Source organism: Enterobacter sp. E14S, from assembly GCF_055666685.1.
The window spans coordinates 26,547-52,959 of the sequence record NZ_JBVODQ010000013.1 but is presented as its reverse complement, the minus strand read 5'-3'; the positions used below and the strand labels follow the sequence as shown (position 1 = coordinate 52,959).

24 protein-coding genes and 2 pseudogenes are annotated in these 26,413 nt (G+C 55.9%); 11 read left to right on the top strand and 15 right to left on the bottom strand.

Annotation, left to right across the window (positions count from 1 at the left end; genetic code table 11):
• Window positions 1-266: 266 nt before the first annotated feature.
• Both sodA and yiiM read left to right on the top strand, forming a co-directional pair.
• Entirely contained in the window at window positions 267-887 is a 621-nt protein-coding gene (gene sodA, locus ACZ6J2_RS19970; protein ID WP_471726508.1) for a superoxide dismutase [Mn], read from the top strand.
• 71 nt (window positions 888-958) lie between these two features.
• Entirely contained in the window at window positions 959-1,633 is a 675-nt protein-coding gene (yiiM, locus tag ACZ6J2_RS19965) for a 6-hydroxyaminopurine reductase (RefSeq protein ID WP_471726507.1), read from the top strand.
• A 53-nt stretch (window positions 1,634-1,686) separates the two neighbouring features.
• Here the strand turns inward: yiiM and cpxA are convergent, their stop codons facing one another.
• Window positions 1,687-3,060: an envelope stress sensor histidine kinase CpxA gene (gene cpxA, locus ACZ6J2_RS19960; RefSeq protein ID WP_023309731.1), complete on the bottom strand. Its 1,374-nt coding sequence runs from the start codon at window positions 3,058-3,060 to the stop codon at window positions 1,687-1,689.
• Entirely contained in the window at window positions 3,057-3,755 is a 699-nt protein-coding gene (gene cpxR, locus ACZ6J2_RS19955) for an envelope stress response regulator transcription factor CpxR (RefSeq protein ID WP_006179159.1), read from the bottom strand. Before cpxR ends, cpxA begins: the two co-directional genes overlap by 4 nt.
• A gap of 150 nt (window positions 3,756-3,905) precedes the next feature.
• Between cpxR and cpxP the strand changes: the two genes are divergently transcribed.
• The 7 genes from cpxP to ACZ6J2_RS19920 all read left to right on the top strand — a co-directional run bounded on the left by cpxP (window position 3,906) and on the right by ACZ6J2_RS19920 (window position 10,646).
• Complete coding sequence (cpxP, locus tag ACZ6J2_RS19950; protein WP_471726506.1) at window positions 3,906-4,412, top strand: cell-envelope stress modulator CpxP; 507 nt, start codon at window positions 3,906-3,908, stop codon at window positions 4,410-4,412.
• Between the two features lie 200 nt (window positions 4,413-4,612).
• Window positions 4,613-4,909 carry a TM2 domain-containing protein gene (locus tag ACZ6J2_RS19945; protein WP_115876978.1) on the top strand — a complete coding sequence of 99 codons (297 nt, stop codon included), beginning with the start codon at window positions 4,613-4,615 and terminating at the stop codon, window positions 4,907-4,909.
• Between the two features lie 256 nt (window positions 4,910-5,165).
• Window positions 5,166-6,059 carry a CDF family cation-efflux transporter FieF gene (gene fieF / locus ACZ6J2_RS19940; RefSeq protein ID WP_471726505.1) on the top strand — a complete coding sequence of 298 codons (894 nt, stop codon included), beginning with the start codon at window positions 5,166-5,168 and terminating at the stop codon, window positions 6,057-6,059.
• A 174-nt stretch (window positions 6,060-6,233) separates the two neighbouring features.
• The gene (gene pfkA / locus ACZ6J2_RS19935) at window positions 6,234-7,196 is read left to right on the top strand and encodes a 6-phosphofructokinase (RefSeq protein WP_023309696.1); all 963 of its coding nucleotides are present in this window, start codon (window positions 6,234-6,236) and stop codon (window positions 7,194-7,196) included.
• Window positions 7,197-7,427: 231 nt separating this feature from the next.
• Window positions 7,428-8,417: a sulfate ABC transporter substrate-binding protein gene (locus tag ACZ6J2_RS19930; RefSeq protein WP_202774821.1), complete on the top strand. Its 990-nt coding sequence runs from the start codon at window positions 7,428-7,430 to the stop codon at window positions 8,415-8,417.
• Between the two features lie 107 nt (window positions 8,418-8,524).
• Window positions 8,525-9,268, top strand: a complete 744-nt coding sequence (locus tag ACZ6J2_RS19925; RefSeq protein WP_471726504.1) for a CDP-diacylglycerol diphosphatase — start codon at window positions 8,525-8,527, stop codon at window positions 9,266-9,268.
• Between the two features lie 73 nt (window positions 9,269-9,341).
• The gene (locus ACZ6J2_RS19920) at window positions 9,342-10,646 is read left to right on the top strand and encodes an SLC13 family permease (RefSeq protein ID WP_471726503.1); all 1,305 of its coding nucleotides are present in this window, start codon (window positions 9,342-9,344) and stop codon (window positions 10,644-10,646) included.
• 92 nt (window positions 10,647-10,738) lie between these two features.
• On the opposite strand, the gene tpiA is transcribed toward ACZ6J2_RS19920, so the two are convergent.
• Window positions 10,739-11,506: a triose-phosphate isomerase gene (gene tpiA / locus ACZ6J2_RS19915; protein WP_014172206.1), complete on the bottom strand. Its 768-nt coding sequence runs from the start codon at window positions 11,504-11,506 to the stop codon at window positions 10,739-10,741.
• Window positions 11,507-11,617: 111 nt separating this feature from the next.
• The gene (locus tag ACZ6J2_RS19910) at window positions 11,618-12,214 is read right to left on the bottom strand and encodes a DUF1454 family protein (RefSeq protein ID WP_471726502.1); all 597 of its coding nucleotides are present in this window, start codon (window positions 12,212-12,214) and stop codon (window positions 11,618-11,620) included.
• Between the two features lie 112 nt (window positions 12,215-12,326).
• On the opposite strand from ACZ6J2_RS19910, the gene ACZ6J2_RS19905 reads away from it, so the two are divergent.
• Complete coding sequence (locus tag ACZ6J2_RS19905) at window positions 12,327-12,746, top strand: DUF805 domain-containing protein (protein ID WP_023293600.1); 420 nt, start codon at window positions 12,327-12,329, stop codon at window positions 12,744-12,746.
• Here ACZ6J2_RS19905 and fpr read toward each other — a convergent pair whose 3' ends face one another.
• From fpr to ACZ6J2_RS19885, 4 genes are all read right to left on the bottom strand, one after another.
• Window positions 12,747-13,493 (bottom strand): ferredoxin--NADP(+) reductase, encoded by a 747-nt coding sequence (gene fpr / locus ACZ6J2_RS19900; protein WP_471726501.1) that lies wholly within the window; start codon window positions 13,491-13,493, stop codon window positions 12,747-12,749.
• 96 nt (window positions 13,494-13,589) lie between these two features.
• The gene (glpX, locus tag ACZ6J2_RS19895) at window positions 13,590-14,600 is read right to left on the bottom strand and encodes a class II fructose-bisphosphatase (protein ID WP_032662725.1); all 1,011 of its coding nucleotides are present in this window, start codon (window positions 14,598-14,600) and stop codon (window positions 13,590-13,592) included.
• A 173-nt stretch (window positions 14,601-14,773) separates the two neighbouring features.
• Window positions 14,774-16,282 (bottom strand): glycerol kinase GlpK, encoded by a 1,509-nt coding sequence (glpK, locus tag ACZ6J2_RS19890; protein WP_023309688.1) that lies wholly within the window; start codon window positions 16,280-16,282, stop codon window positions 14,774-14,776.
• 21 nt (window positions 16,283-16,303) lie between these two features.
• Window positions 16,304-17,149, bottom strand: coding sequence for an MIP/aquaporin family protein (locus ACZ6J2_RS19885; protein ID WP_014885705.1), 846 nt, complete (start codon window positions 17,147-17,149; stop codon window positions 16,304-16,306).
• Window positions 17,150-17,548: 399 nt separating this feature from the next.
• On the opposite strand from ACZ6J2_RS19885, the gene zapB reads away from it, so the two are divergent.
• Entirely contained in the window at window positions 17,549-17,788 is a 240-nt protein-coding gene (gene zapB, locus ACZ6J2_RS19880; protein ID WP_010436935.1) for a septal ring assembly protein ZapB, read from the top strand.
• A 571-nt stretch (window positions 17,789-18,359) separates the two neighbouring features.
• Here the strand turns inward: zapB and rraA are convergent.
• The 7 genes and pseudogenes from rraA to priA all read right to left on the bottom strand — a co-directional run bounded on the left by rraA (window position 18,360) and on the right by priA (window position 26,330).
• A pseudogene (gene rraA / locus ACZ6J2_RS19875) lies at window positions 18,360-18,844 on the bottom strand (ribonuclease E activity regulator RraA).
• A 92-nt stretch (window positions 18,845-18,936) separates the two neighbouring features.
• The gene (gene menA / locus ACZ6J2_RS19870; RefSeq protein WP_471726500.1) at window positions 18,937-19,857 is read right to left on the bottom strand and encodes a 1,4-dihydroxy-2-naphthoate polyprenyltransferase; all 921 of its coding nucleotides are present in this window, start codon (window positions 19,855-19,857) and stop codon (window positions 18,937-18,939) included.
• Window positions 19,858-19,925: 68 nt separating this feature from the next.
• A complete protein-coding gene (gene hslU, locus ACZ6J2_RS19865; protein ID WP_023309685.1) occupies window positions 19,926-21,260 on the bottom strand; it encodes an HslU--HslV peptidase ATPase subunit in 1,335 nt (444 codons plus the stop codon).
• A 9-nt stretch (window positions 21,261-21,269) separates the two neighbouring features.
• Window positions 21,270-21,800 carry an ATP-dependent protease subunit HslV gene (gene hslV, locus ACZ6J2_RS19860; protein WP_008501802.1) on the bottom strand — a complete coding sequence of 177 codons (531 nt, stop codon included), beginning with the start codon at window positions 21,798-21,800 and terminating at the stop codon, window positions 21,270-21,272.
• A gap of 95 nt (window positions 21,801-21,895) precedes the next feature.
• Complete coding sequence (gene ftsN / locus ACZ6J2_RS19855) at window positions 21,896-22,897, bottom strand: cell division protein FtsN (RefSeq protein ID WP_471726499.1); 1,002 nt, start codon at window positions 22,895-22,897, stop codon at window positions 21,896-21,898.
• A gap of 93 nt (window positions 22,898-22,990) precedes the next feature.
• Window positions 22,991-24,016: a DNA-binding transcriptional regulator CytR gene (cytR, locus tag ACZ6J2_RS19850; RefSeq protein WP_471726498.1), complete on the bottom strand. Its 1,026-nt coding sequence runs from the start codon at window positions 24,014-24,016 to the stop codon at window positions 22,991-22,993.
• Between the two features lie 119 nt (window positions 24,017-24,135).
• Window positions 24,136-26,330 (bottom strand): annotated as a pseudogene (gene priA, locus ACZ6J2_RS19845) (primosomal protein N').
• Between the last annotated feature and the right edge of the window lie 83 nt (window positions 26,331-26,413).

Genomic DNA, 26,413 nt, shown 5'->3' with positions numbered 1-26,413 from the left:
TCGTCAGTGGCTTCCCACCGACTTGAGGAGTGTAAAAATTAGGCGGTTTGGGGACCTTCAGAAGGTTGCCGCAGATGTGTTCTGGATGGCAATCAGCACGTTAACCGCGTGAGCAGACTCACAATTTCACGATTAATCGAAAAACGAATAACCTTATAAAAACTACGGCATTGATAATCATTTTCAATATCATTTAATTAACTATAATGAACCAACTGCTTACGCGGCATTAACAGCTGTGCCGCCCGACAATAATGGAGAGGATTATGAGTTATACACTGCCATCCCTGCCGTATGCCTACGACGCACTGGAACCGCATTTCGACAAGCAGACGATGGAAATCCATCACACTAAACACCACCAGACCTATGTGAACAACGCGAACGCCGCGCTGGAAAGCCTGCCAGAGTTCGCTAACCTGTCTGCTGAAGAGCTGATCACCAAACTGGACCAGCTGCCTGCGGACAAGAAAACCGTTCTGCGTAACAACGCTGGCGGCCACGCTAACCACAGCCTGTTCTGGAAAGGCCTGAAAACCGGTACCACTCTGCAGGGCGACCTGAAAGCGGCTATCGAGCGCGACTTCGGCTCCGTTGACAACTTCAAAGCGGAATTCGAAAAAGCCGCTGCAACCCGTTTCGGCTCTGGCTGGGCGTGGCTGGTTCTGAAAGGCGACAAGCTGGCGGTGGTTTCTACTGCTAACCAGGACTCCCCGCTGATGGGTGAAGCGATTTCTGGCGCATCCGGCTTCCCAATCCTGGGTCTGGACGTGTGGGAACACGCTTACTACCTGAAATTCCAGAACCGTCGTCCGGACTACATCAAAGCCTTCTGGGACGTGGTGAACTGGGACGAAGCAGCAGCGCGTTTCGCCTCTAAAAAATAAGGTTGCATTGACGCCTGTGAGAAGCGAGTCTTATGACTCGCTTTTTTTGTATCTGCGTAATGGAGGCAGCAATGCATTACCCGGTGAACGTGTTTACAGGCAAGGTAAGGGAGTACGACGGCAGCCGCCCGAGTGCCATCGCCAAAATTCAGGTCGACGGTGAGCTGACGTTAACCGACCTCGGGCTTGCGGGTGACGAGCAGGCCGAAAAGAAAATCCACGGCGGGCCCGATCGCGCGCTGTGCCACTACCCGCGTGAACACTATCAGCACTGGAAAACCGAGTTTCCCGAGCAGACGGACCTCTTTGTTGCCCCCGCGTTTGGCGAGAATCTTTCCACCGAAGGGCTCACCGAAAAGAACGTGTTTATCGGTGATATCTACCGCTGGGGCGATGCTCTGATTCAGGTGACGCAGCCACGCTCGCCGTGCTTCAAGCTCAACTACCACTTCGGTATTCAGGATATGTCGGCCCAGCTGCAAAAAGCGGGTAAAACCGGCTGGCTGTATCGCGTGGTGCTGGCTGGGCAGGTTTCAGCGGACGCGCCGCTTGAGCTGGCGTCGCGCCTGAGCGATGTGTCTGTTTATGACGCCTGCGCCATTGCCTGGCATATGCCGTTTGACGACGAACAGTATCACCGCCTGCTGTCGGCGGCGGGGTTATCCATCAGCTGGACAAGAACGATGCAGAAGCGGCGTTTAAGCAGCAGGATCGAGGATAATTCGCGGAGATTGTGGGGGAAGTAGTCCTCCGCAGAAAGTAGGCCGGGTAAGGCGAAGCCGCCACCCGGCACTAAAAGCTACGAACGCTTATACAACGGTAGCCACAGCGTTAACCGTAGTCCACCCAGCGGGCTGTCGTCGGCTTTCACCCAGCCGCGGTGCTGCTGCATGGCGGTTTCAACAATCGCCAGACCCAGCCCCGTGCCGCCCGATTCCCGGTCGCGCGCCTCATCGGTACGATAGAACGGACGGAAAATCTGCTCGCGGTCTTCCGGGCTCACGCCAGGGCCGTCGTCATCGACAATGACGGTGATCCCGTCTTTATCCACCGAGAACGCCACCTCAATCTTCGTATGCGAGTAGCGAAGAGCGTTGCGCACGATGTTTTCCAGCGCGCTTTCCAGCGTGTTGGGGTTACCGTACAGCGGCCACGGGCCCGGCGGGAAGTTGACGGTGAAGGATTTACCCATCTGTTCCGCTTCGAACGCCGCGTTGTCCAGCACCTCGTGCCAGAGGTGATTCGCTTTCACCGTTTCGCTGACCAGCGCGTTTTTCTGCTGATTGCGCGACATGACCAGCAGGTCGTTGATCATGCTGTCCAGGCGGTGCGCTTCTGTTTCAATACGCTCCAGCTCTTTGCTCTCACCACTGCGGCGGCGCAGCAGCGCGGTGCCAAGCTGCAAGCGCGTAAGCGGGGTACGCAGCTCATGCGAGATATCCGACAGCAGACGTTGCTGAGCGGTCATCATGCGGTCGAGCGCGCTAACCATCTGGTTAAAACTGGTTCCGGCAGCAAGGAACTCCTGCGGACCTGCTTCCAGTTCAGGGTGCTGTCGCAGGTTACCCTGCGCCACTTCATCGGCGGCATTTTTCAGCTTGCGCGCCGGTTTTGCCAGGCTCCACGCCAGCCATAACAGCAGCGGCGAGCTGACCAGCATGGTGACAATCAGCAGCAGGAGAGGGCGGTCAAACAGCAGGTTGATAAAATCAGACTGAGAGTTGCTCGCCGGACGGATCAGGTAGAGCTGATAATTATCCTCTCCGTCCCTGACGGAGAAAGGCCCCACCATCTCTACGCGGCCATATTTCTTCTTCTGGGGATGATCGGCATTATCCGCCTGTCCAATGAAGTTGCGGATAATCTGCATTTCATTGCGATCGGCCCCAATGACGCGGCCTTCGCTGGTCACCAGCAGCAGGCGTTGTCCGGGCGGCGCCCACTTGTCGATAGCGCGAAACAGCCTGCGCCACCACATTAAATCGTTCGGCGGATCGTTTGCCAGCTCGGCTTCCACGTGCTGCTCGATCATCACGCCCTGACGTTGCTCGCTGTCGAGAAGCTCCGTCATCTGGCGTGAGTCGAGTTTTGGCAACATCAAAACGAGCATTAAAACCAGTGCCAGCGTCAGCCAGAAGATGGCGAAGATGCGGGCGGTTAAGCTTCCTATCATGAAGCGGAAACCATCAGATAACCGCGACCACGCAGGGTTTTAAACCATGGGTGACCGTCTTTACGCTCCGGCAGCTTACGGCGCAGGTTAGAGATGTGCATGTCGATGGCGCGGTCAAACGGGGTGAGGCGTTTGCCCAGCACTTCCTGGCTTAGATGTTCACGCGAAACCACCTGGCCGAGGTGCTGCGCCAGCAGATACAGCAGGGTGAACTCCGTGCCGGTCAGTTCCAGCGTCTGGCCATCAAAGCTTGCTTCCTGACGGCCCGGGTTCAGGCTCAGGGAGTCGACTTCAAGGGTAGGTGAGCTGTTGTCGGTATTTTGCTGCTGCTCGCTCCAGTGGGAACGACGCAGGATAGCGCGAATACGGGCAACCAGTTCACGGTCGTTAAACGGCTTGGGTAAATAGTCATCCGCGCCCAGCTCAAGGCCGAGTACGCGGTCAAGTTCGCTGCCGCGTGCGGTCAGCATGATTACGGGAGTCTGGTGTGTCTGGCGAAGCTCTTTCAACGTATCAATACCGTTTTTCTTCGGCATCATCACGTCGAGCAAAAGTAAATCGATGCTGTCGTCAAGGAGACTCAGCGCCTGCTCGCCATCATGGGCAACCAGGACGTTGAAACCTTCCATGTCGAGCAACTCCTTTAAAAGGGATGTGAGCTCTCGGTCATCATCAACTAACAGGATTTTATTCATTGTTTAAATACCTCCGAGGCAGAAATTACGACATCAAGGCTGTCTAATCCATGACTTTACGTTGTTTTACACCCCCTGACGCATGTTTGCAGCCTGAATCGTAGACTGTCTCTCGTTGAATCGCGACACGAAAGATTTTGGGAGCAAGTGATGCGCAAAGTTACCGCTGCCGTCATGGCCTCAACGCTGGCGTTCAGTGCGTTTAGCCAGGCTGCTGAAGCTATCATCAGCGATAACAGTCCCTTACAAGAGGGCGCAACGCAGAACAGCAGCCAAAGCCATATGTTTGACGGCATAAGTTTAACCGAACATCAGCGTCAACAGATGCGAGATCTGATGCAGAGGGCACGACACGACCAGCCCCCTGTTAATGTTAGCGAAATGGAGACAATGCATCGCCTTGTCACCGCAGAAAATTTTGACGAAAGCGCTGTCCGCGCTCAGGCCGAAAAAATGGCACAGGTCCAGGTTGCCCGCCAGGTAGAGTTGGCGAAGGTCCGCAACCAGATGTTCCACCTGCTAACGCCCGAGCAGCAAGCGGTTTTGAATGCCAGACATCAGCAGCGAATGGACCAGCTGCGTGAGGTTGCACGGATGCAGCGAAGCTCAGAAACGACGTTTTTCAGTAGCAATAGCAGTACCCGTAGTAACCAGTAAACCCTGTTTTCCTTGCCATAGACACCATCCCTGTCTTCCCCCACATGATGTGGGGGTTTTTTTTATTCCTTCTTCTGCCACCCCACCTAAATCAAGGGCTCATTATTTTCATTGCGACGATATATTCTTTTTTAAAATAGTATTTTTCTTAATTGTTTGTAAAATATGCAAGCTACTGATAAGAAACAAAAGGGGATATCATGTCAGGAATGGTTTTTTGCCGAGGATGTGGCAAGGAGTTGCACAGTACCGCTAAGGCCTGTCCGCATTGTGGCGCAAGCCAGGTTGCAGCAGGAAGTAAAAATAAGCTTACCGCAGCATTGCTCGCTTTCTTCTTAGGAGGCCTGGGTGCACATAAATTTTACTTAGGTAAGATTGGCCAGGGATTCCTTTACCTCATCTTTTGCTGGACCTTCATACCGTCAGTCATTGCCTTCATTGAGTTTATTATCTATCTGTGCACCTCTGAAGACGACTTTGCCAGAAAATATGGTTAAGTGCTGACTTAGCATTTTCAGGTTTCTAACCAGGAAAGCCCCTTTTAAACGGGGCTTTCTTATTGATGAACGCCACGGGCGAATATCACGTTATAAAAACCATTTATATCAATAGTATGATTGTAATCCTGCATCATCTACTTCTCTTCATCTGCGACAGGTCTTTTGCTCGTCATTCTCTTTTGTAAACCCTTTATTCATCCTTCGACTCCCCATGCTTCCGTTATAATAGCGGCATGACATGACAGGAGCGTTTATGAATCAATCCTATGGAAGACTGGTAAGCCGGGCCGCCATTGCGGCAACCGTCATGGCCTCCAGCCTGTTACTGATTAAAATCTTTGCCTGGTGGTATACCGGCTCGGTCAGTATTCTGGCGGCGCTGGTGGACTCGCTAATGGACATTGCCGCCTCGTTGACCAACCTGCTGGTGGTGCGTTACTCGCTGCAGCCAGCGGATGAAGAGCACACATTTGGGCATGGCAAAGCGGAGTCGCTGGCCGCGCTGGCGCAAAGTATGTTCATTTCCGGCTCTGCGCTGTTCCTGTTTTTAACCGGCATTCAGCATCTCGTTTCGCCGACACCGATGAACGATCCCGGCGTAGGCGTAGTTGTGACGATCGTTGCGCTTATATGCACACTTGTTCTGGTAACGTTCCAGCGCTGGGTTGTTCGCAAAACGCAAAGTCAGGCTGTACGGGCGGATATGCTTCATTATCAATCTGATGTTATGATGAATGGGGCTATTCTTATTGCGCTCGGTCTGGCCTGGTATGGCTGGCATCGCGCCGATGCGTTATTTGCGTTAGGGATTGGTATCTATATTTTATATAGCGCCCTGCGGATGGGGTATGAAGCGGTGCAATCACTGCTTGACCGCGCCCTCCCGGACTCAGAACGTAATGAAATTTTTTCTATCGTGACCTCCTGGCCCGGCGTCAGCGGTGCACACGATCTTCGAACGCGGCAGTCAGGGCCGACCCGCTTTATTCAGATTCATATTGAAATGGAAGACAACCTGCCACTGGTTCAGGCTCACATTATTGCTGAGCAGGTCGAGCAGGCGATTTTGCAGCGTTTTCCTGGTTCAGACGTCATCATTCACCAGGATCCCTGCTCGGTGGTACCCGGTCATGTTGGGCTTTCGTAATTCGTTGTAAAAAAGTGAGCCAGGCCAGCATTTTGTGTATAAATTACCGCCGTTTGGTCTGACCTGAATCAATTCAGCTGGAAGGGATTGATATACTATTTGCAGTATTCGTTGGTCGATAAGTTTCTTCCGGCAACAGATTTCAATTTTGCATTCCTAAGTTCAGAGGTAGTCATGATTAAGAAAATCGGTGTGTTGACAAGCGGCGGTGATGCGCCGGGCATGAACGCGGCAATTCGTGGTGTTGTCCGTGCAGCGCTGACGGAAGGCCTGGAAGTTTTTGGCGTTTATGACGGTTATCTGGGCCTGTATGAAGATCGTATGGTTCAGCTCGACCGTTACAGCGTGTCTGACATGATCAACCGTGGCGGTACTTTCCTCGGTTCCGCGCGCTTCCCGGAATTCCGTGATGAACACGTTCGTGAAGTGGCTATCGAAAACATGAAGAAACGCGGTCTGGACGCCCTGGTGGTTATCGGTGGTGACGGCTCCTACATGGGTGCAAAACGTCTGACCGAAATGGGCTTCCCGTGCATCGGTCTGCCGGGCACCATCGACAACGACATCAAAGGTACTGACTATACTATCGGCTTCTTTACTGCACTGGGTACCGTTGTTGAAGCGATTGACCGTCTGCGTGACACCTCTTCTTCTCACCAGCGTATCTCTATCGTTGAAGTGATGGGCCGTTACTGTGGCGACCTGACGCTGGCGGCAGCCATTGCGGGCGGTTGCGAATTTATCGTCGTGCCGGAAGTCGAATTTAGCCGTGAAGATCTGGTGGCTGAAATCAAAGCGGGCATCGCGAAAGGTAAAAAACACGCGATCGTGGCTATCACCGAGCACATCTGTGACGTTGACGAGCTGGCGAAGTACATCGAAGCCGAAACCAAACGCGAAACCCGCGCGACCGTACTGGGTCACATCCAGCGCGGCGGTTCCCCAGGCCCTTACGACCGTATTCTGGCGTCCCGTATGGGCGCGTACGCTATCGATCTGCTGCTGCAGGGTCACGGCGGCCGCTGCGTCGGTATTCAGAACGAAAAACTGGTTCACCACGACATCATCGACGCGATTGAAAACATGAAGCGTCCGTTCAAAGGTGACTGGCTGGACTGCGCGAAAAAACTGTACTGATCGGTTCTGTTGCCCGGTGGCGGCAAGGTAAATGCAAAACGGTAACCCCTGGGTTACCGTTTTTTATGGTTGCTCCCTCTCCCGTGGGAGAGGGTTGGGGTGAGGGCATCAGGCCGCTCATTCACTTCTTTTATTCCACTACGTTATAGCCAATCTTTTTTTATTCTTTAATCCTCGAATCGCTTTCTGGCACGCTGCATTCATCAAAACACTACACAAGAGAGCTGGGCGATGAATAAATGGGGCGTGGGTTTAACATTATTGCTGGCATCGACCAGCGTTCTGGCTAAGGATATCCAGTTACTGAACGTGTCATACGACCCGACGCGTGAACTGTACGAGCAATACAACAAAGCGTTTGCGGCACACTGGAAACAGGAAACCGGCGACAACGTGGTGGTTCGTCAGTCGCATGGCGGCTCCGGCAAGCAGGCGACCTCCGTTATCAACGGGATTGAAGCCGACGTGGTGACCCTGGCGCTTGCCTACGATGTCGACGCGATCGCCGAGCGTGGCCGCATCGACAAAAACTGGATCAAACGCCTGCCGGATAACTCCGCACCCTACACCTCGACCATCGTCTTCCTGGTGCGTAAAGGAAACCCGAAACAAATTAAAGACTGGAACGACCTGATTAAGCCGGGCGTTTCTGTGATTACCCCGAACCCGAAAAGCTCCGGCGGCGCTCGCTGGAACTACCTGGGCGCATGGGGCTATGCACTGCATCACAACAATGGCGACCAGGCCAAAGCGCAGGAATTCGTGAAGGCGCTGTATAAAAACGTTGAGGTGCTGGACTCCGGCGCGCGTGGCGCCACCAACACCTTCGTTGAGCGCGGGATTGGCGACGTGCTGATTGCCTGGGAAAACGAAGCCCTGCTGGCGACCCACGAGCTGGGTAAAGACAAATTCGAGATCGTGACCCCGAGCGAATCGATTCTGGCTGAGCCGACCGTTTCCGTGGTCGATAAAGTGGTTGAGAAGAAAGATACCAAAGCGGTGGCGGAAGCCTACCTGAAGTATCTGTACTCGCCAGAAGGCCAGGAAATTGCGGCGAAAAACTTCTATCGTCCACGCGATCCGGCCGTTGCGAAGAAATACGAAAGCGTATTCCCTAAACTGAAACTCTTCACCATTGATGACGAGTTCGGCGGCTGGACCAAAGCGCAGAAAGAGCACTTCTCCAACGGTGGCACTTTCGACCAAATTAGCCAGCGCTAACCAGTAGCCTGTGACTCGGTGACCCGGCGTGAGAAATCCGCCGGGTTTTTTATTTGGTCATCATTTTGCGTTACTCTTTTGCCTCTACTAAAAACAGGGAACGCGTTGTGAAAAAAATTATCTTATTGATCCTCATTGTCATCGCCCTGGCCGCTGGCGGCGCGTACTGGATGAAGGCGGGTAATCCGAACGCGTTGCGACATATCGTTCTCGATCAGTGTGTGCCGAATCAGATCCAGAACCGTAACCCGGCACCCTGTGCGCAGGTGAAAACGGATGCAGGCTATGTGGTATTTAAAGATCGCAACGGGCCGCTGCAATACCTTTTGATGCCAACATATCGCATCAACGGCACCGAGAGCCCGCTGCTGACCGACGCTCATACGCCGAACTTTTTCTGGCTGGCGTGGCAGTCGCGCAGCTTTATGACCCTGAAGCGTGGATCCGAGGTGCCTGACAGCGCCATTTCGCTGACGATTAACTCACCCACTGGCCGCACGCAGAACCATTTTCATATTCATATCTCCTGCCTGCGCCCGGACGTGCGCGAGAAGCTCAACGCGGCACAGGGAGAAATCAGCACCCAGTGGCTGCCTCTTCCCGGGGGGCTGGAAGGACATGAGTATCTTGCTCGCCGCGTAACGGAGAATGAACTGGTCCAGCGCAGCCCGTTTATGATGCTGGCGGAAGAGCTGCCGGAAGCGCGCGACCATATGGGGCGTTTCGCGCTGGCAATGGCGCAGCAGTCGGACGGCTCGTTTGTTTTGCTGGCGACCGAGCGTAACCTGCTCACGCTTAACCGCGCGTCTGCGGAGGAACTGCAGGATCATCAATGCACTATCCTGAAGTAACCCCACCATAAATCGCGTTTACTCGGGCTGCCTGTCACCGTAGACTTGCTGAAAAATTCCACAGGAGACAGGTATGTCGCTCTGGTTAACGTATCCTCTGCTGCTGCCCTCACTGATCGTTGGCGTCACCATCGTGCTGTGGGCGACGTCGCTATTGCCGGAATTTATCACCGCGCTGCTGTTCTTCACGGCGGCGATGACCGCCAGAATCGCCCCGCCGGAGGTCATCTTCGGCGGTTTTGCCTCGTCTGCTTTCTGGCTGGTATTCAGCGGCTTTGTGCTCGGCGTGGCGATCCGTAAAACCGGACTGGCGGACAGGGCCGCCCGGGCGCTGTCGGCAAAGCTCACCGACTCCTGGGTGTTGATGGTGGCGAGCGTGGTGCTGCTGAGCTACGCGCTGGCGTTTGTGATGCCGTCGAACATGGGACGTATTGCGCTGCTGATGCCGATTGTCGCTGCGATGGCAAAACGCGCCGGTATCGCCGACGGCTCCCGAGCCTGGTTCGGGCTGGCGCTGGCGGTGGGGTTCGGGACTTTCCAGCTTTCGGCGACTATCCTGCCTGCAAACGTTCCCAATCTGGTAATGAGCGGTGCGGCGGAAGGCTCGTACGGCATCCATCTGAACTATGTCCCATATCTGCTGCTGCACACGCCGGTGCTCGGTATCCTCAAAGGCCTGATCCTGATTGGCCTCATCTGCTGGCTATTTCCCGGCAGCCCAAAACCGCCGAAGGAACAGGCGCCGTCTGAGCCTATGGGGCGGGATGAAAAGCGTCTCGCCTGGCTGCTGGCGCTGGTGCTGGGAATGTGGGTCACGGAGAGCTGGCACGGTGTAGGGCCCGCGTGGACGGGGCTGGCGGCGTCGATCATCGTCATGCTGCCGCGCGTTGGCTTTATCACCGGGGAAGAGTTTTCTGCGGGGGTGAATATGCGCACCTGTATTTACGTCGCGGGTATTCTTGGGCTGGCGATCGTGGTGACGCAAACCGGTATCGGAACGGCCGTGGGCGAGGCATTGCTTCGCATTATGCCGCTGGATGCAGACAGACCGTTCACCAGTTTCCTGGCGCTGACCGGTATTACCACGGCGCTCAACTTCATTATGACCGCCAACGGCGTTCCGGCGCTGTACACCACCCTGGCACAGAGTTTTTCGGACGCGACCGGTTTCCCGCTGCTGTCGGTGATCATGATTCAGGTATTGGGCTATTCCACGCCGCTGCTGCCGTATCAGGCGTCGCCGATTGTGGTGGCAATGGGGCTCGGGAAGGTGCCTGCAAGGGCGGGGATGGTGCTCTGTCTGGCGCTGGCGATAGCGACTTATCTGGTGCTGCTGCCGCTGGATTATCTGTGGTTTAGTTTGCTGGGGAAAGTGTAGTCCGGTGCGAGCGGTTTCCCCTCACCCCAACCCTCTCCCAAAGGGAGAGGGAGGAGAAGAGCGGCGGGCAAGCGCAAGCGACACGAAGGCAATTACGCCTGTTTAGCCGCTTCTGCTGCCTTAACAATCACCGCGAAAGCGTCCGCTTTCAGGGATGCACCGCCAACCAGCGCGCCATCGATGTCTGGCTGGGTGAACAGCTCAGCAGCGTTGGAAGCGTTTACGGAACCGCCGTACTGGATAATCACTTGCTCAGCGACCTTCGCGTCGGCTTTAGCAATGTGGTCACGAATGAATTTGTGAACCGCCTGAGCCTGCGCAGGGGTTGCAGATTTGCCGGTACCGATCGCCCAGACTGGCTCGTATGCGATTACCGCGCCTTCGAACGCTGCCGCGCCCTGGGTTTTCAGCACTGCGTCGATCTGACGTGCGCACACTTCTTCGGTTTTGCCCGCTTCGTTTTCCGCTTCGGTTTCACCGATGCACAGAACCGGGATCAGACCCTGCTCTTTCAGCACGGCAAATTTCTTCGCGATGAACTCGTCGGATTCTTTGTGATAGGTGCGACGCTCGGAGTGGCCGATGATGATGTATTTCGCGCCGATATCTTTCAGCATTTCAGCAGAGGTTTCACCGGTGAACGCGCCAGACAGGTTAACGTCAACGTTCTGCGCGCCCAGAATGATGTGGCTGCCGTCAGCGGCGTGTTTAGCCAGATCCAGGTACATATCCGGCGGAGCGATAGCAACCGCGCAGCCGGTCACGCCAGCCAGCTCTTTACGCAGGTTCGCAACCAGTTCGTTTACCATGTGGCGGCTGCCGTTCAGTTTCCAGTTACCCATCACTAAAGGATGTCGCATTTCAATTCTCCACGCTAAATAAGCGAATTAAGGAATATGGCCACCCTGTCGGGCAGCATGGTCTGTGAATCAGTATAGAGATTTTCCCTCGAAAGGCTTTGCTTTTTGTCATTAATTCGCCCCGCCGAGGGTGTCAGATAGTGCCAGCTTAATCGGTTCAACAGCGAAGGTCAGTCCTTTTTCGCCGTTGTCTGCCACAACATAGCGGATCGCGCCTTCGGTATCAGCGTAGTAACGCTTGTTTTTCCCGGCGGTAAGGAGTTTTTGCAGCTTTTGCTGACTTTGCTTTTTCGTCAGCGCAGGGGTAAAGGCCTGCAGTACCGCGCTCATGTACTCCAGCGCTTTCGCCTTAGCGGCTTTCTGCTCTGGCCCCTGTATCGGCAGCCAGGTGATTTGCATGCTTTTGATTTTTAACGTACCGCGCTCCAGCGCCGTGGAAGCATACAAATTCTCGTTAATTTTGCTTGCCGCACGGGTCAGTGTGGGGGTATCGCGTGAGCCATCAATGGCGCGAAACTCATCCAGCGGCAGCGTGGGGTTGGTCTGATTGAAGGTTTCACGAAACTGGCTGATGGACTGATCGAACGACGGCGCGCCCGCCAGCAGATAGGGTGCTGTGGTCGGGGCTGTGGTTTCGGCGGCGCGCAGGGAATAACCCGCGCTGAGCAGCGCTAAACACAGGAAAAGAGAACGTGCCGAACTTTTCATCAACATTGCCCCTGGCCGTAAGTGCTCATGATTAAAACGATATCTGGTCGGCTTGTCAAAAGGTCACAACTCCAGGGTAAAATGCGCGCTATACGATAATAAGGAACCTTACATGACCATACAGCAGTGGCTGTTTTCATTCAAAGGGCGTATTGGACGCCGTGATTTCTGGATCTGGATGGTGACGTGGGTTGTCGCCATGCTGCTTTTGTTTTTCGTGGCTTACAACGCCTGGCTGAGCACGCAAACGGCGGCCTTCGCGCTGGTCTGCCTGCTATGGCCAACGGCGGCTGTCGTGGTGAAACGCCTGCACGATCGCGGACGTTCCGGCGCGTGGGCATTTCTGATTATTCTGGCGTGGATGCTGGTGGCGGGAAACTGGGCGATGCTGCCGTCCATCCTGCCGTGGGTTGTGGGCAGGCTGCTGCCGTCGGTCATCTTCGTGATGATGATTGTCGATCTGGGCGCGTTTATTGGCACCCAGAGCGAAAACAAATACGGTAAAGACACCGTCGAGGTGAAATACCGCTGATCACCAGTAGTGTTCGGCGGTCATATGGCCCGGTCGGCGGCGAAGATGTTTCGTCATCTGCCGGGTATCCTTCAGAAGCTGCTGCGTGTCCCGCACCATTTGGGGGTTGCCGCACAGCATGACGTGGCTGGTTTCAGCGTTCAGCGGCAAACCCACCTCGTCTTCCAGGGCTCCACTCTCAATTAACGCCGGCACGCGGCCGGTAAGCGCTCCTGCTACGGTTTCACGGCTGACCACCGTCTGAATCTTTAACTTCCCGCCGTACTGCTGTTCAAGCGCCTGCATCTGCGGCAAATAGCTCAGGTCCGCGGCGTAGCGCGCAGCGTGCACCAGCACGATGTTTTTAAAGCGCTCCAGGTCTTTGCCGTACTGCAAAATAGAGAGATAAGGGCCGATGGCCGTACCGGTTGCCAGCATCCAGAGAGTGTCGCAGTCAGGGATCTCTTCGAGCACAAAGAAGCCTGCCGCTTCACTCACAATTTGCACCTCGTCGCCGGGCTTAAGGGCGGCAAGGCGCGGGCTGAGCTTACCGTCAGGAACGGTGACCAGATAGAACTCGAGATCCGGGTTATCAGGTGCGTTAACGTAAGAGTAGGCGCGCTGCACGCGCTCGCCGTCGACGTCCAGCCCCAGCTTCGCAAATTGCCCGGCTTTAAACGGGTGAACGGGAGCATGTACGGTGAGACTAAATAGCGCATCGGTCCAGAACTGTACCTTTGTGACTTTACCTGTTACCCAGTCCGCCATGATCTTCTCCTGTGCTGTTTCTCTGTTCTATCTTCCGTACTTGTGGTGATAATTTCCAGCCCGTCAGGGCCGGAAAGCTCTATCGATCAAACGGTTTTACAGAATGTGCGTCTGCACGTCCGGGTCTTTGCGGTCGAGATAGTGGATAGACTGAATGCGGCGAATGGTGCGTGATTTACCGCGGATCAGCAGGGTTTCAGTGGTGGCCATATTGCCCTTGCGGGTGATGCCGTCCAGCAGATCGCCTTTGGTGATGCCGGTCGCCGAGAAGACAACGTTATCGCTACGCGCCATCTCGTCCAGAGCCAGCACTTTATTGGCCTCGATGCCCATCGCTTCGCAGCGCGCCAGCTCGTTTTCCCCGATACGGCGGTTCTCTTCGCTGTCGCCTTTCACCTCATGGCGGGGCAGCAGACGGGCCTGCATATCGCCATCCAGCGCGCGGATCACTGCCGCGGAGACCACACCTTCCGGCGCGCCACCGATGCCGTACAGCACGTCGACTTCGCTGTCCGGCATGCAGGTCAGGATCGAGGCGGCAACGTCACCGTCAGGAATCGCAAACACGCGCACGCCGAGCTTTTGCATCTGCGCGATGGTGGCGTCATGGCGCGGTTTCGCCAGAATCGTCACGGTCAGTTCGCTAAGGGGTTTGCCCAGGGCTTTGGCGATGTTATGCAGGTTCTCTTCCAGCGGCAGGCTAAGGTCGATTGCGCCTTTCGCGCCAGGACCGACAATCAGCTTTTCCATGTACATGTCCGGCGCGTTGAGGAAGCAACCCTTATCGCCCACGGCCAGCACAGCGAGCGCGTTGGCCTGACCCATTGCCGTCATGCGGGTGCCTTCGATCGGGTCGACGGCGATATCCACGGCATCGCCTTTGCCGGTACCGACTTTTTCACCGATATAGAGCATCGGCGCTTCGTCGATCTCGCCTTCGCCGATCACGATGGTCCCGTCGATGTTGACCTGGTTAAGCACTATGCGCATGGCATGGACGGCAGCGCCGTCGGCGGTATTTTTGTCGCCACGGCCCAGCCATTTATAGCCTGCAAGGGCGGCCGCTTCGGTGACGCGGGAAAACTCGATAGCAAGTTCACGTTTCATGAGGTACTCGTGCAATCAAAAGGAATTGCACGAAGTTTATCACAGAGTGGGGAGGGGGGAGGGGACCGGTGCGGTTGGAGCCCCTCACCCCGGCCCTCTCCCCAAAGGGGAGAGGGTGTTTTAACTCCCCTCTCCCCTTTGGGGAGAGGGTTAGGGTGAGGGGTGAGTCTGTCTTACTCTTCGTGCTCTTCCCACGCCAGGGCGCGTTTCACCGCTTTTTTCCAGCCGCTGTAGCGGAAGTTACGCTCGGTGGTTTCGATGCCCGGGCGGAATTCGCGTTCGATAACCGCTTTTTCCTGCAGCTCGTCCAGGTTCTGCCAGAAGCCTACCGCCAGACCGGCAAGGTACGCCGCGCCCAGCGCCGTCACTTCACGCACTTCAGGGCGCTCAACGCGGGTGCCCAGAATGTCGGACTGGAACTGCATCAGGAAGTTATTCGCTACCGCACCGCCGTCCACGCGCAGGGCGTGCAGACGAATGCCGGAGTCCGCCTGCATCGCTTCCAGCACGTCGCGCGTCTGGTAGGCGATGGATTCCAGGGTGGCGCGAATAATGTGGTTAGAGTTCACACCGCGCGTCAGACCGAAAATTGCGCCGCGTGCATACGGGTCCCAGTACGGCGCGCCCAGACCGGTGAACGCAGGCACCACGTACACGCCGTTGGTGTCTTTCACTTTGGTCGCGAAGTACTCGGAGTCGAACGCATCGCTGATCAGCTTCATCTCGTCGCGCAGCCACTGAATGGATGCACCCGCCATGAACACCGCACCTTCCAGCGCATAGTTCACTTCGCCGCGCGGGCCGCAGGCGATGGTGGTCAGCAGGCCGTTTTCTGATTTCACCGCCTTCTCGCCGGTGTTCATCAGCATAAAGCAGCCGGTGCCGTAGGTGTTCTTCGCCATCCCTTCCTTGACGCACAGCTGGCCGAACAGCGCCGCCTGCTGGTCACCGGCGATACCGGCGATAGGAATACGGGTGCCGCCTTTACCGCCGATGTTGGTCTGACCGTACACTTCTGAAGACTTACGCACTTCAGGCAGCATCGCGCGCGGAATGTCCAGTGCGTCCAGCATCTTGTCATCCCACTCCAGGGTGTTGATGTTGAACAGCATGGTACGCGAGGCGTTGGTGTAATCGGTGACATGAACGCGTCCCTGGGTCATCTTCCAGATAAGCCAGGTATCGACGGTACCGAACAGCAGCTCGCCGCGTTTAGCACGCTCGCGTGAACCTTCCACGTGATCGAGGATCCATTTCACTTTGGTGCCGGAGAAATACGGGTCAACCACCAGACCGGTGGCGCTGCGCACGTACTCTTCCATACCGTCGCGCTTCAGCTGTTCGCAGATCTCGGATGTACGGCGGCACTGCCAGACGATAGCGTTGTAAATGGGCTTACCGGTTTCGCGTTCCCAGACAATCGTCGTTTCACGCTGGTTGGTAATCCCAATCGCGGCAATCTCGTCGGAACTGATATCGGCTTTCGCCAGCACTTCGACCAGCGTGGAGCTTTGTGACGCCCAAATCTCCATTGGGTCGTGTTCTACCCAGCCTGGACGAGGATAAATTTGCTCAAATTCGCGCTGTGACACGCTGACGATGTTCGCGTCATGATCCATTACGACAGCGCGGGAGCTGGTAGTGCCCTGGTCGAGCGCAACGATATATTTTTTTTCGGTCATGGTATGTGTCCCGTAGTCAGATTACAGCGAAGCTTTTTGTTGTGCGGTAGAAGTCGTTTCCTTCTCCTCTTCCACACAGGTGTCGCACGGTAAGTGGCGACCAATTAATTTGCGGTAGCTAAACGCACCCAGCGCAGCCCCGACAACCGGCGCAAACAGCGGTACCAGGAAGTAAGGAATGTCTTTGCCACCGGTGAAGGCGACGTCGCCCCAGCCAGCGATAAAGGCGAAGGCTTTTGGTCCGATATCACGTGCCGGGTTCATCGCGAATCCGGTCAGCGGGCCCATGGATGCGCCAATCACCGCAATCAGCAAACCAATCAGCAGGGGTGCCAGCGGGCCGCGCGGAATGCCGTTTCCGTCGTCGGTCAGCGCCAGGATAACGCCCATCAGAATAGCGGTAATCACCATTTCAACTGCGAACGCCTGCACAAAATTAATATGCGGGTTAGGGTAGGTTGAGAAGATGCCTGCCAGATCCAGACTTTCGACGCTGCCGCGTACCATATGATGCGTCTGTTCGAAGTCGATGAAAAGATTGTAATAAAGCCCGTAAACTAACGCCGCTGCGCAAAACGCGCCGGCAAACTGAGAAAGAATGAAAGGAACAACTTTGCGTCCGTCGAAGCACGCGAACAGCCACAGTGCGATTGTCACCGCCGGGTTAAGATGTGCACCAGAAACCCCTGCAGTCAGGTAGATGGCCATCGCCACGCCCAGACCCCAGATGATACTGATTTCCCACTGACCAAAACTGGCACCCGCCACTTTCAGTGCAGCGACACAGCCCACTCCGAAGAATATCAACAACCCGGTACCAAGGAACTCGGCAATGCACTGGCCTTTTAAGGTTGATGTCTGACTCATAATCGGAATCCTGAAGAAATTGATGTTTATTGTTAGCATGGCCGCCCGTGACAGCCACGATGCCCTGTAGACATAGTGTTAATTTATCGTTAACGAGCAAAAACGAGAAATATCGAAATCAAAATGTGTGGTCTGCGTCAATAAAATGAGCGTTTTCGCGCCATAAAGCACATTTTTGCATCAGTAGAGGAATGTGAGCTGAATCATTTCATTAACGAATCAGTTAACAATTTAGGGGTATATGACGCGAACACACCAGGACCAGACCTAAAAGTGTTGCAAACCGCGATCTGCGCGGTGTCTCGCTGGACACAGAGCGCCGCGCTCCATACAATCGACGGTATATGTCGTGCGCGTTTATGTTAAAGCGTCGCCTTGCAATTCAGGAGAGGTAGCATCATGTCTTTAGAAGTGTTTGAGAAACTGGAATCGAAAGTACAGCAGGCGATTGACACCATCACCCTGCTGCAGATGGAAATTGAAGAGCTGAAAGAAAAGAACAACAGCCTGGCGCAGGAAGTTCAGAACGCTCAGCACGGCCGCGAAGAACTGGAGCGCGAAAACAACCAGCTGCGCGAACAGCAGAACGGCTGGCAGGATCGCCTGCAGGCGCTGCTGGGACGTATGGAAGAGGTCTAATTTCTCTCGGGAAATACAGATGAAATATGCCGGGTAAGGCGTCGCCGCCACCCGGCTTTTTTTTTACCGGCATAAAAAAGGCCGCCAGAGGCGGCCTTAACGCTACTTGTCCTGCGCTGTCATAGTAAGAGTAATCAACACATTCGGTTCATCACTCTTTACAATGAGTACGCTGGCGACAATGAACGCGATACATAAATAGCGTTTCATTATGCGGTCCCTGCAGCTAACCGCTCCACCGTTCACCACCGGTGATAAGTCGGTGGACACAAGCCCTGGTGTGGGCTGTTTTACGGTTGTGAATACACCTTTCCCTGGACCGATGCCCATGTGCGAGATGGCGGAAAGGGACGCAGCATCATAGTTAACATCAGACTCGCCGTTAAGACGTGCAAATAAAATTAGGATTTTATAAAGGGTCTAAGGGATTGCCTGTCTTTTATTGAGGGGTATGATAAAAGTCCCTGGTGTGGAGCTGTAAATCCTCCCAACGGACCGCGAATCCCGAGGGACAAAAAAACCGCCATATTGCTGTTGGCGGTTTTTTTTATGGTTCACGCTTACGGTTTTACTACTCGATATCCAGCGGATCTTCGGAAAGGATAATGCCGGTATTATCGGCGTAGAGATGGTCCCCGGAGAAGAAGGTCACGCCGCCGAAATTGACGCGCACGTCGCTTTCGCCGATGCCGTCACCCGCTGCCCCTACCGGTATGGCCGCGATGGCCTGAATCCCGATATCCAGGTCTTCCAGATCGTCCACCTGACGTACGGAACCGTACACCACAAGGCCTTCCCACTCATTCTGAACGGCAATGCCGGCCAGTTCAGCATCTATTAATGCACGGCGCACGGAACCGCCGCCGTCGACCACAAGAACGCGCCGCGGCCATTCTGTTCGAGCAGATCGTACAGCAACCCGTTGTCCTCGAAACATTTCACCGTGACGATTTGACCGCCAAACGACGACCTCCCACCAAAGTTGGAGAACAGCGGTTCAACGACGTTGACATCTTCCTGGTAGATGTCACAAAGCTCGGAGGTATCGTATTTCATAGGTTTAACGCTCAGTTGCTGCGAATGTGTTCAGTATATCGTGCGAAATGCGTTGTTGGCAAAATCATCAATTGTTAATTGATATTTGTCAGCTAACGCAGCGTCTGGCTTAAAACAATCCCGATGACGAACAACAGGTTAGTCAGCAACGCGCCTTTTACCGTACGTTCCAGCATCGGCGGCATGGCGGACGGGCTGAGTTCACGAATCACAAAGCGGGCCTGCTTAATCAGCAGCGGCGCGGCAAGCACAAACAGCCAGCCCCACAGGCTCTGCAAGGAAATCAGGTTAAACAGCGCCAGGCAAACCAGCGCGCCAATGAGCAGGCAGGCGTGATAGCGGCGCGCATTGACCGGCCCCAGACGAACCGCCAGGGTATTTTTGCCGTTCTCGCGATCGCTGTCGATGTCGCGCAGGTTGTTGATGTTGAGCACCGCCGTCGCCAGCAGACCGCAGGCGGTCGCGGGCAGGAACAGGGCAGGGATCACCGTATGCGCCTGCAGGTACCAGCTTCCCATCACGCTCAGCCAGCCGAAGAACACCAGTACGGAGATATCCCCGAGTCCAATATAACCGTAAGGACGCGTGCCGACGGTGTAGGTGATGGCCGCGATAATGGCCAGTAAACCCAGCACCAGGAAGCCAATGAAATCGCTGGTGGTCTTAGACGCCACCGTCACCAGCGCCAGGCCGGATACGCAGATCAGCACCACGGTGATAATCAGCGCGCGTTTCATCTGCGCCTGGGTAATCACCCCTTTCTGCATTCCGCGCAGTGGCCCTATGCGGTCCGGCTTGTCGCTGCCTTTTACCGCGTCGCCGTAGTCGTTGGCGAGATTGGAGAGGATTTGCAACAGGCCCGCGGTAATCAGTGCCAGCGCGGCGACCAGCGGATCAAAATAACCCTGCCACCAGGCAAGGGCGGTGCCGACGATAATTGCGGCAAAGGCCAGAGGAAGCGTTTTAGGGCGCAGACTTTCGAGCCACGCCTGAGTACGGCTGATGTCAGTCATAAGTATTTAGCCAATAAAAATGGGGGCATTAGCCCCCATTAAACGTGATGAGAATCCAGTAACCGCGATTATAGGATAAAACGGCTCAGATCTTCATCTGCCACTAACGCATCCAGATGTTTACTCACATATTCTGCGTCAATGGTAACGGTTTGACCGTTAAGGTCGCTCGCGTCGTAAGAGATATCTTCCACCAGGCGTTCCAGCACGGTATGCAGACGACGCGCACCGATGTTCTCGGTGGTTTCGTTGACCTGCCATGCGGCCTGAGCAATACGCTTGATACCGTCTTCGGTGAACTCGAGGTTCACGCCTTCGGTCGCCATCAGCGCTTTGTACTGTACGGTAGCAGAGGCGTTCGGCTCGGTCAGGATACGTTCGAAATCTTCGGTGGTCAGCGCCTGCAGCTCAACGCGGATAGGCAGACGCCCCTGCAGTTCGGGGATCAGATCCGACGGGCTGGCAACCTGGAACGCCCCGGAAGCGATAAACAGGATGTGGTCCGTTTTCACCATGCCGTGCTTGGTGGAGACGGTGCAGCCTTCAACCAGCGGCAGCAGGTCGCGTTGAACGCCTTCGCGGGACACGTCCGGGCCGGAGCTGTTGCCGCCGCGCTTACAAATTTTGTCGATTTCGTCGATAAACACGATACCGTGCTGCTCAACCGCGTCGATAGCGTCCTGCTTCAGCTCTTCCGGGTTCACCAGCTTCGCCGCTTCTTCTTCAATCAGCAGCTTCATCGCGTCTTTGATTTTCAGCTTACGCGCTTTCTGCTTCTGGCCGCCCAGGTTCTGGAACATGGACTGCAGTTGGCTGGTCATCTCTTCCATGCCCGGAGGCGCCATGATTTCCACACCCATTGGCGCGGCAGCGAGATCGATCTCAATCTCTTTGTCGTCCAGCTGGCCTTCGCGCAGCTTCTTGCGGAATGCCTGGCGCGCAGCGGACGGTTCAGCCTGCTGCTCTGCCTGGCCCCAGTTGTTTTTTGCCGGTGGGATCAGCACGTCGAGAATGCGCTCTTCGGCCATCTCTTCCGCGCGATAGCGGTTTTTCTCGATCGCCTGGACGCGCACCATCTTGATCGCCGAGTCGGTCAGATCGCGGATGATGGAGTCCACTTCTTTACCCACATAGCCCACTTCGGTGAACTTGGTGGCTTCCACTTTGATGAACGGCGCGTTAGCCAGCTTCGCCAGACGACGGGCGATTTCGGTTTTACCGACGCCGGTCGGGCCGATCATCAGAATGTTTTTCGGCGTCACTTCGTGGCGCAGCTCTTCATCAAGCTGCATACGACGCCAGCGGTTACGCAGGGCGATAGCCACGGAACGCTTGGCGTTATCCTGGCCGATAATGTGTTTGTTCAGTTCGCTGACAATTTCGCGTGGGGTCATTTCAGACATGGGAGATCCTTACGCTTTGGAGGTCAATTCTTCGATGGTGTGGTTGTGGTTGGTATAAATGCAGATATCACCTGCAATATCCAACGCCTTCACCGCGATATCACGCGCGTTCATGTCGGTATTCTCCAACAGCGCGCGGGCTGCAGCCTGGGCATAAGGGCCGCCAGAGCCGATGGCAATCAGATCATTTTCCGGCTGAATCACGTCACCGTTACCGGTGATGATCAGCGAGGCGGTTTCATCGGCCACGGCCAGCAGCGCTTCGAGCTTGCGCAGCATGCGGTCGGTACGCCAGTCTTTCGCCAGCTCAACGGCAGCTTTCACCAGATGACCCTGGTGCATTTCCAGTTTGCGTTCAAACAGTTCAAACAGCGTGAAGGCGTCCGCCGTGCCGCCTGCAAAACCGGCGATCACTTTGTCGTTGTAGAGGCGGCGCACTTTCTTCACGTTGCCTTTCATGACGGTATTACCCAGCGTGGCCTGGCCATCACCGGCGATTACCACATGGCCGTTACGGCGTACACTTACTATTGTTGTCACGAGCAGACCCCCTGGTTACAGAATCGGGAAACAGAAGCCCTGAGCCTGTGCTCAGGGCTGAATTAAATGATAGATGGGGGGGGATTTCGGGGGTTTCAACCCCCGGAGGCGAGTCGAATGCAGTTTGTGTGGCCGGCGATTTTCAAACGAGAAATAGTGCCATCGGCATTTTCTTTGCCTTTGACCGGACCAATCACCACGCGATTCCAGCCGTTATTGGTGGTAATACGCGAATCAAACCCTTCAAAGGCCAGCTGAGCACGTACCGTTTCCGCCTGCTCTGCGCCTTTGAACGAACCGCACTGTACCATCCAGCGACGCTCGTCTTTTTTCTCAGCCGTCTGCTTCGGCGCTTCGGTCTCTTTGGTCACCGGCGCGGCCTGCTGCGTTTTCGGCTGCTGCGCGGTGGTATGCGCTGGCGTCTGGAGCAGATCCTGATACGGCTGAGCCGCCTGTTTCTGCGGCTGCATTTTCGGCTGCTGCTGGACAGGCTGAGACTGCGCCGTACGCGTCTGCTGCTGGTATGGCTGTTCCGTTACCCGCGGCTGTGCTTTCGGCTGCTGCACCGGCTGGGTTTGCGCCCACTGCTGCTGTTGTTGCTGCTGCTGCTGGATCTGCTGTTGCGCCTGACGTCGCTGCAGCGTTTGCTGGCGCTGTGCCGGCGTCTGCTCATTCCACGGCACTTCGTTCAGCTGCGTAGGCTGCTGGCGCATATCGGCCTGCATTTGGGCCAGCAGCTGTCGCTGTTCATCCGTCAGCTGATTCGCATTCTGCACTTCACCACCCGCAGAAGGTTCGGTTGGCGCACGCACCCCAGGCTGACGGCTTTCCAGCTCTTTGATATAGCGCCAGCGCTCTTCAGGCTTCGGAGGAAGGCCATTTCCGGCAACTTTACTGGCCTGAAGCGCCTCAGACTCTTCTTTTTTATGGTGCGTGATAAAGTACAGGCCACCAATAAAGGCGACGACTACAGCCGCAGCAATAGCGACCATTGCTGGCGAGACAGCAGGCAGGTTACGTTGCTTTTTCCTTGAGCTACTCTTTTTGCGTCGCGAAGGTGCCGGCTGGCCGCGACGTACATAATCTCGTTGTGCCACTATCGTTTCGCTGTATTTATTCGTTCGTCAGTCCGCCATGTTACTTAAGCGGCGGCGCTTTGACCAGATAAGGGTATCCGAAAGACGTTTACTTTAAGTCAATGCCTGGGTAGTGCCGCGGACAATCAGTTCACAGTCCAGCAACCGCGAGCCGCTGCTAACTGTTTGACCGTGAAGCTGATCAAGCAGAAGGAGCATCGCTTCGCGGCCGATTTGGTAGCGCGGCTGAGCGACCGTTGAGAGCGGCGGATCGCAAAATTCTGAAAGCGAAATATTGTCGAATCCGATGATCGATAAATCTTTCGGTATGCGAAGGCCGCGGCGTTTGGCGTACGACAATGCGCCCAGCGCCATCACGTCGCTGTGACAAAATACGGCGGTTGGCGGTTCAGGCAAGTCCAGAAGTTTCTCAAGCGCTTGTCCACCTGCGGTGAAGGTAAAATCACCGCGCGCAATGTAGTGCGGATCGACGGTGACGCCGGTACGGCGCAGCGCCTGAACGTAGCCCTGTAAGCGATAGTGACACAGCGGCATCTCTTCAGGCCCGGCAATACAGCCAATGCGCTTGTGCCCCAGTTCCTGGAGATAGTTTACGGCGTTGAACGCGGCGGTGAGGTTATCAATGTGCACCGTCGGCAGCTCCAGCTCCGGCGCAAACTCGTTGGCCATCACCATCGGCGGTAAATTACGCTGCTCTTCAATGCTGGCATCAAACGGCAGACGAGAGCCAAGCAGCAGCATGCCGTCGATCTGCTTGGTAATAATGAGATCGATGAAGGTTTTTTCCTGCTGGTTCTGGTGAGCGCAGTCGCCAATCAGCACCAGGTAACCCTGTTCCGCTGCGGTGACTTCAATACCGCGGATAATCTCGCTGAAGAAGGGGTCGCAGATATCCGGCACAATCACCAGAATGGTGCGCGACTCATTGCGTTTAACGTTACGCCCCATCGCCTGTGGGAAATAACCCACTTCAAGCGCAGCCTGCTCTACCCGGTTACGGGTCGCCTGGGAGACTTTATCCGGGTTCATTAATGCGCGGGATACCGTTGCCGTAGAGACTTGTGCTTTCTGGGCAACGTCTTTCATGGTCGCCGGTGCAACCTCTTTCCTGGACTTCAACGTCTTCTCCTCGCCTGAACACCGAACTTCTGACATCACCATTTTTACAGATAGTTAATGGAATCGGTTACAGAATTTTCATAAAAAGTGTGAGGAGCGTTAAATTTTTCGATCCGTCTTCAGCCTTCGATGGGATCGACGTCCAGTACCCACTTCACTTTTCGCGCTTCCGGCAGCGTGTTGATGAGCGCCAGCGTGCCGCTGACGATATGCTGCAGGCGAACGCGTGAGGGGTGCTGAAGTAAGATTTGCCAGCGGAAACGTCCGCCGCGCTTTGGTGCGAGTGCCGGCACAGGGCCCAGGATCCACAGCTGATTATCCACCAGCGGGCTGGCCTGCAGGAGGTTTCTCAGCTGCTGCAGGAAAAGCGGCGCCTGCTGGTTGTTGTGATCTTCGCGCGGATGATGACGTGGCTGGTCCACGGCGGCAGCTGCATGGTCTGGCGTTCGGCAAGCGCCTGCTCGGCAAAGGCGTCATAGCCTTTATGCAGCAGGGTTTGCAGCAGCGGGTGCTCAGGATGGTGCGTTTGCAGCACCACTTCGCCCTGTTTACCGGCGCGACCGGCACGCCCTGCCACCTGGGTATAAAGCTGGGCGAAGCGCTCGGCTGAGCGGAAATCAGCCGAAAACAGCGCGCCGTCTACGTCCAGCAGGGCAACCAGCGTCACGTCCGGGAAGTGGTGGCCTTTGGCCAGCATCTGCGTACCAATCAGGATGCGCGCGCCGCCGCGATGCACTTCCGCCAGCTGCTGTTCCAGCGCGCCCTTGCGGCTGGTGGTGTCCCGGTCGATACGCGAAATAGGCACGTCCGGGAAGAAGGGGCCAAGCGCCTGTTCCAGCTGTTCCGTCCCCAGACCGACCGGCACAATATGCGTGGAACCACACGACGGGCACTGGCGCGGCACCGGGCGCTGGCTGTCGCAGTGGTGGCAGCGCAAATGCCGCTGGGCCTGGTGGAAGGTATAGTAGTGGTCGCAGCGCGGACACTCGGCAATCCAGCCGCAGTCGTGGCACAGCAGGGCGGGGGCGAATCCGCGGCGGTTCAGAAACAGGATCACCTGGTTCCCCGCCTGCAGGTGCTGGCGCATGCGGGTAATCAATGCAGGCGCAAGCCCGGCCTGAACCTGCTGACCTTTCAGATCCAGCACGTGCTGAATGGCCGGACGGGCATTCCCCGCCCGACGCGTCAGGCGCAGCATGTGGTACTTACGCTGGCGCACGTTGTGCAGCGTTTCGAGCGCCGGCGTGGCGGAGCCGAGAATAATGGGAATTTGCTCGCTGTGCGCGCGATAGACCGCCAGATCGCGGGCGTGATAGCGCCAGCCTTCCTGCTGTTTATAGGAGCTGTCGTGTTCTTCGTCGATCACGATAACGCCAAGATTTTTAAACGGCGTAAACAGCGACGAGCGGGTGCCGATCACAATCGCCGCTTCGCCGTTTTTGGCTTTCAGCCAGGCGCTGAGGCGTTCGCTGTCGTTCAGGCCGGAGTGCAGCACCTCAACCGGCGCGTTAAAGCGCTCGCGGAATCGGGCGATGGTTTGCGGCGTCAGGCCAATTTCCGGCACCATCACCAGCGCCTGTTTGCCCTGCGCGAGCACGTTTTCCAGCACGCTCAGGTAGACTTCCGTTTTGCCGGAACCCGTCACCCCTGCCAGCAGCCAGGCAGAGAAATGATCGGAGGCGCTATGAATCGCGCCCACGGCGGTGGCCTGCTCGGTATTCAGACGCAGGCGATCCCCTGAAACGGAGAAACTCTCCCGCCAGTCATAAAGAGCGGGGGCTTCGCTGGCCAGTTCGCTCAGCCCTTTCTTTCTTAAGGCCTGTAGCGCCGTTTCGCTGATCTCAAGCTCGTCGACCTGATGTCGCCAGATTTTTCCCTGACGCAGCGCCGCCAGCGCCTGCTGCTGTTTCTGCGATCGCTTCAGGCTGTTGATGTCCACCGCCTGGCCCTGCTCGGTGGCAAACCAGTACCACATCGGCGCATGGCTGGCGCTTTTGCCCTGGCGCAGCATGATTGGCAGGGCGTGGAACAGCACGTCGCCAATCGGGTGATGATAATAATCCGCCGCCCACAGCAGCAGTCGCCAGGTGCTGGTGGAGTAAACCGGCTCGCTGTCCAGCACCTCAACGACCGACTTCAGCTCGTTAAGCGGTAATTCGCTTTTATCGCTGACGGAGACGACGATCCCCACGCGCTGCTGTTTGCCAAACGGCACGGTCACGCGGCAGCCCGCTTTGGCGCTCATGCTGTCGGGCAGCAGGTAGTCAAAGGTGCGGGGGAGCGGAACGGGCAGGGCAACGTGAGCGACGGGCATCGAATCTTCCTGACTTGAAAAGTGGCGCGTTAGTATACACATTAGTAAAAGCGGCGTGCGGATCAGTTTGCATACGTTGGTCA

Bases quoted from the DNA above. Each gene is read 5' to 3' on its own strand.
- sodA (WP_471726508.1), top strand. From the start codon at position 267: ATGAGTTATACACTGCCATCCCTGCCGTATGCCTACGACGCACTGGAA.
- yiiM (WP_471726507.1), top strand. From the start codon at position 959: ATGCATTACCCGGTGAACGTGTTTACAGGCAAGGTAAGGGAGTACGAC.
- cpxA (WP_023309731.1), bottom strand. From the start codon at position 3,060: ATGATAGGAAGCTTAACCGCCCGCATCTTCGCCATCTTCTGGCTGACG.
- cpxR (WP_006179159.1), bottom strand. From the start codon at position 3,755: ATGAATAAAATCCTGTTAGTTGATGATGACCGAGAGCTCACATCCCTT.
- cpxP (WP_471726506.1), top strand. From the start codon at position 3,906: ATGCGCAAAGTTACCGCTGCCGTCATGGCCTCAACGCTGGCGTTCAGT.
- ACZ6J2_RS19945 (WP_115876978.1), top strand. From the start codon at position 4,613: ATGTCAGGAATGGTTTTTTGCCGAGGATGTGGCAAGGAGTTGCACAGT.
- fieF (WP_471726505.1), top strand. From the start codon at position 5,166: ATGAATCAATCCTATGGAAGACTGGTAAGCCGGGCCGCCATTGCGGCA.
- pfkA (WP_023309696.1), top strand. From the start codon at position 6,234: ATGATTAAGAAAATCGGTGTGTTGACAAGCGGCGGTGATGCGCCGGGC.
- ACZ6J2_RS19930 (WP_202774821.1), top strand. From the start codon at position 7,428: ATGAATAAATGGGGCGTGGGTTTAACATTATTGCTGGCATCGACCAGC.
- ACZ6J2_RS19920 (WP_471726503.1), top strand. From the start codon at position 9,342: ATGTCGCTCTGGTTAACGTATCCTCTGCTGCTGCCCTCACTGATCGTT.
- tpiA (WP_014172206.1), bottom strand. From the start codon at position 11,506: ATGCGACATCCTTTAGTGATGGGTAACTGGAAACTGAACGGCAGCCGC.
- ACZ6J2_RS19910 (WP_471726502.1), bottom strand. From the start codon at position 12,214: ATGAAAAGTTCGGCACGTTCTCTTTTCCTGTGTTTAGCGCTGCTCAGC.
- ACZ6J2_RS19905 (WP_023293600.1), top strand. From the start codon at position 12,327: ATGACCATACAGCAGTGGCTGTTTTCATTCAAAGGGCGTATTGGACGC.
- fpr (WP_471726501.1), bottom strand. From the start codon at position 13,493: ATGGCGGACTGGGTAACAGGTAAAGTCACAAAGGTACAGTTCTGGACC.
- glpX (WP_032662725.1), bottom strand. From the start codon at position 14,600: ATGAAACGTGAACTTGCTATCGAGTTTTCCCGCGTCACCGAAGCGGCC.
- glpK (WP_023309688.1), bottom strand. From the start codon at position 16,282: ATGACCGAAAAAAAATATATCGTTGCGCTCGACCAGGGCACTACCAGC.
- ACZ6J2_RS19885 (WP_014885705.1), bottom strand. From the start codon at position 17,149: ATGAGTCAGACATCAACCTTAAAAGGCCAGTGCATTGCCGAGTTCCTT.
- zapB (WP_010436935.1), top strand. From the start codon at position 17,549: ATGTCTTTAGAAGTGTTTGAGAAACTGGAATCGAAAGTACAGCAGGCG.
- menA (WP_471726500.1), bottom strand. From the start codon at position 19,857: ATGACTGACATCAGCCGTACTCAGGCGTGGCTCGAAAGTCTGCGCCCT.
- hslU (WP_023309685.1), bottom strand. From the start codon at position 21,260: ATGTCTGAAATGACCCCACGCGAAATTGTCAGCGAACTGAACAAACAC.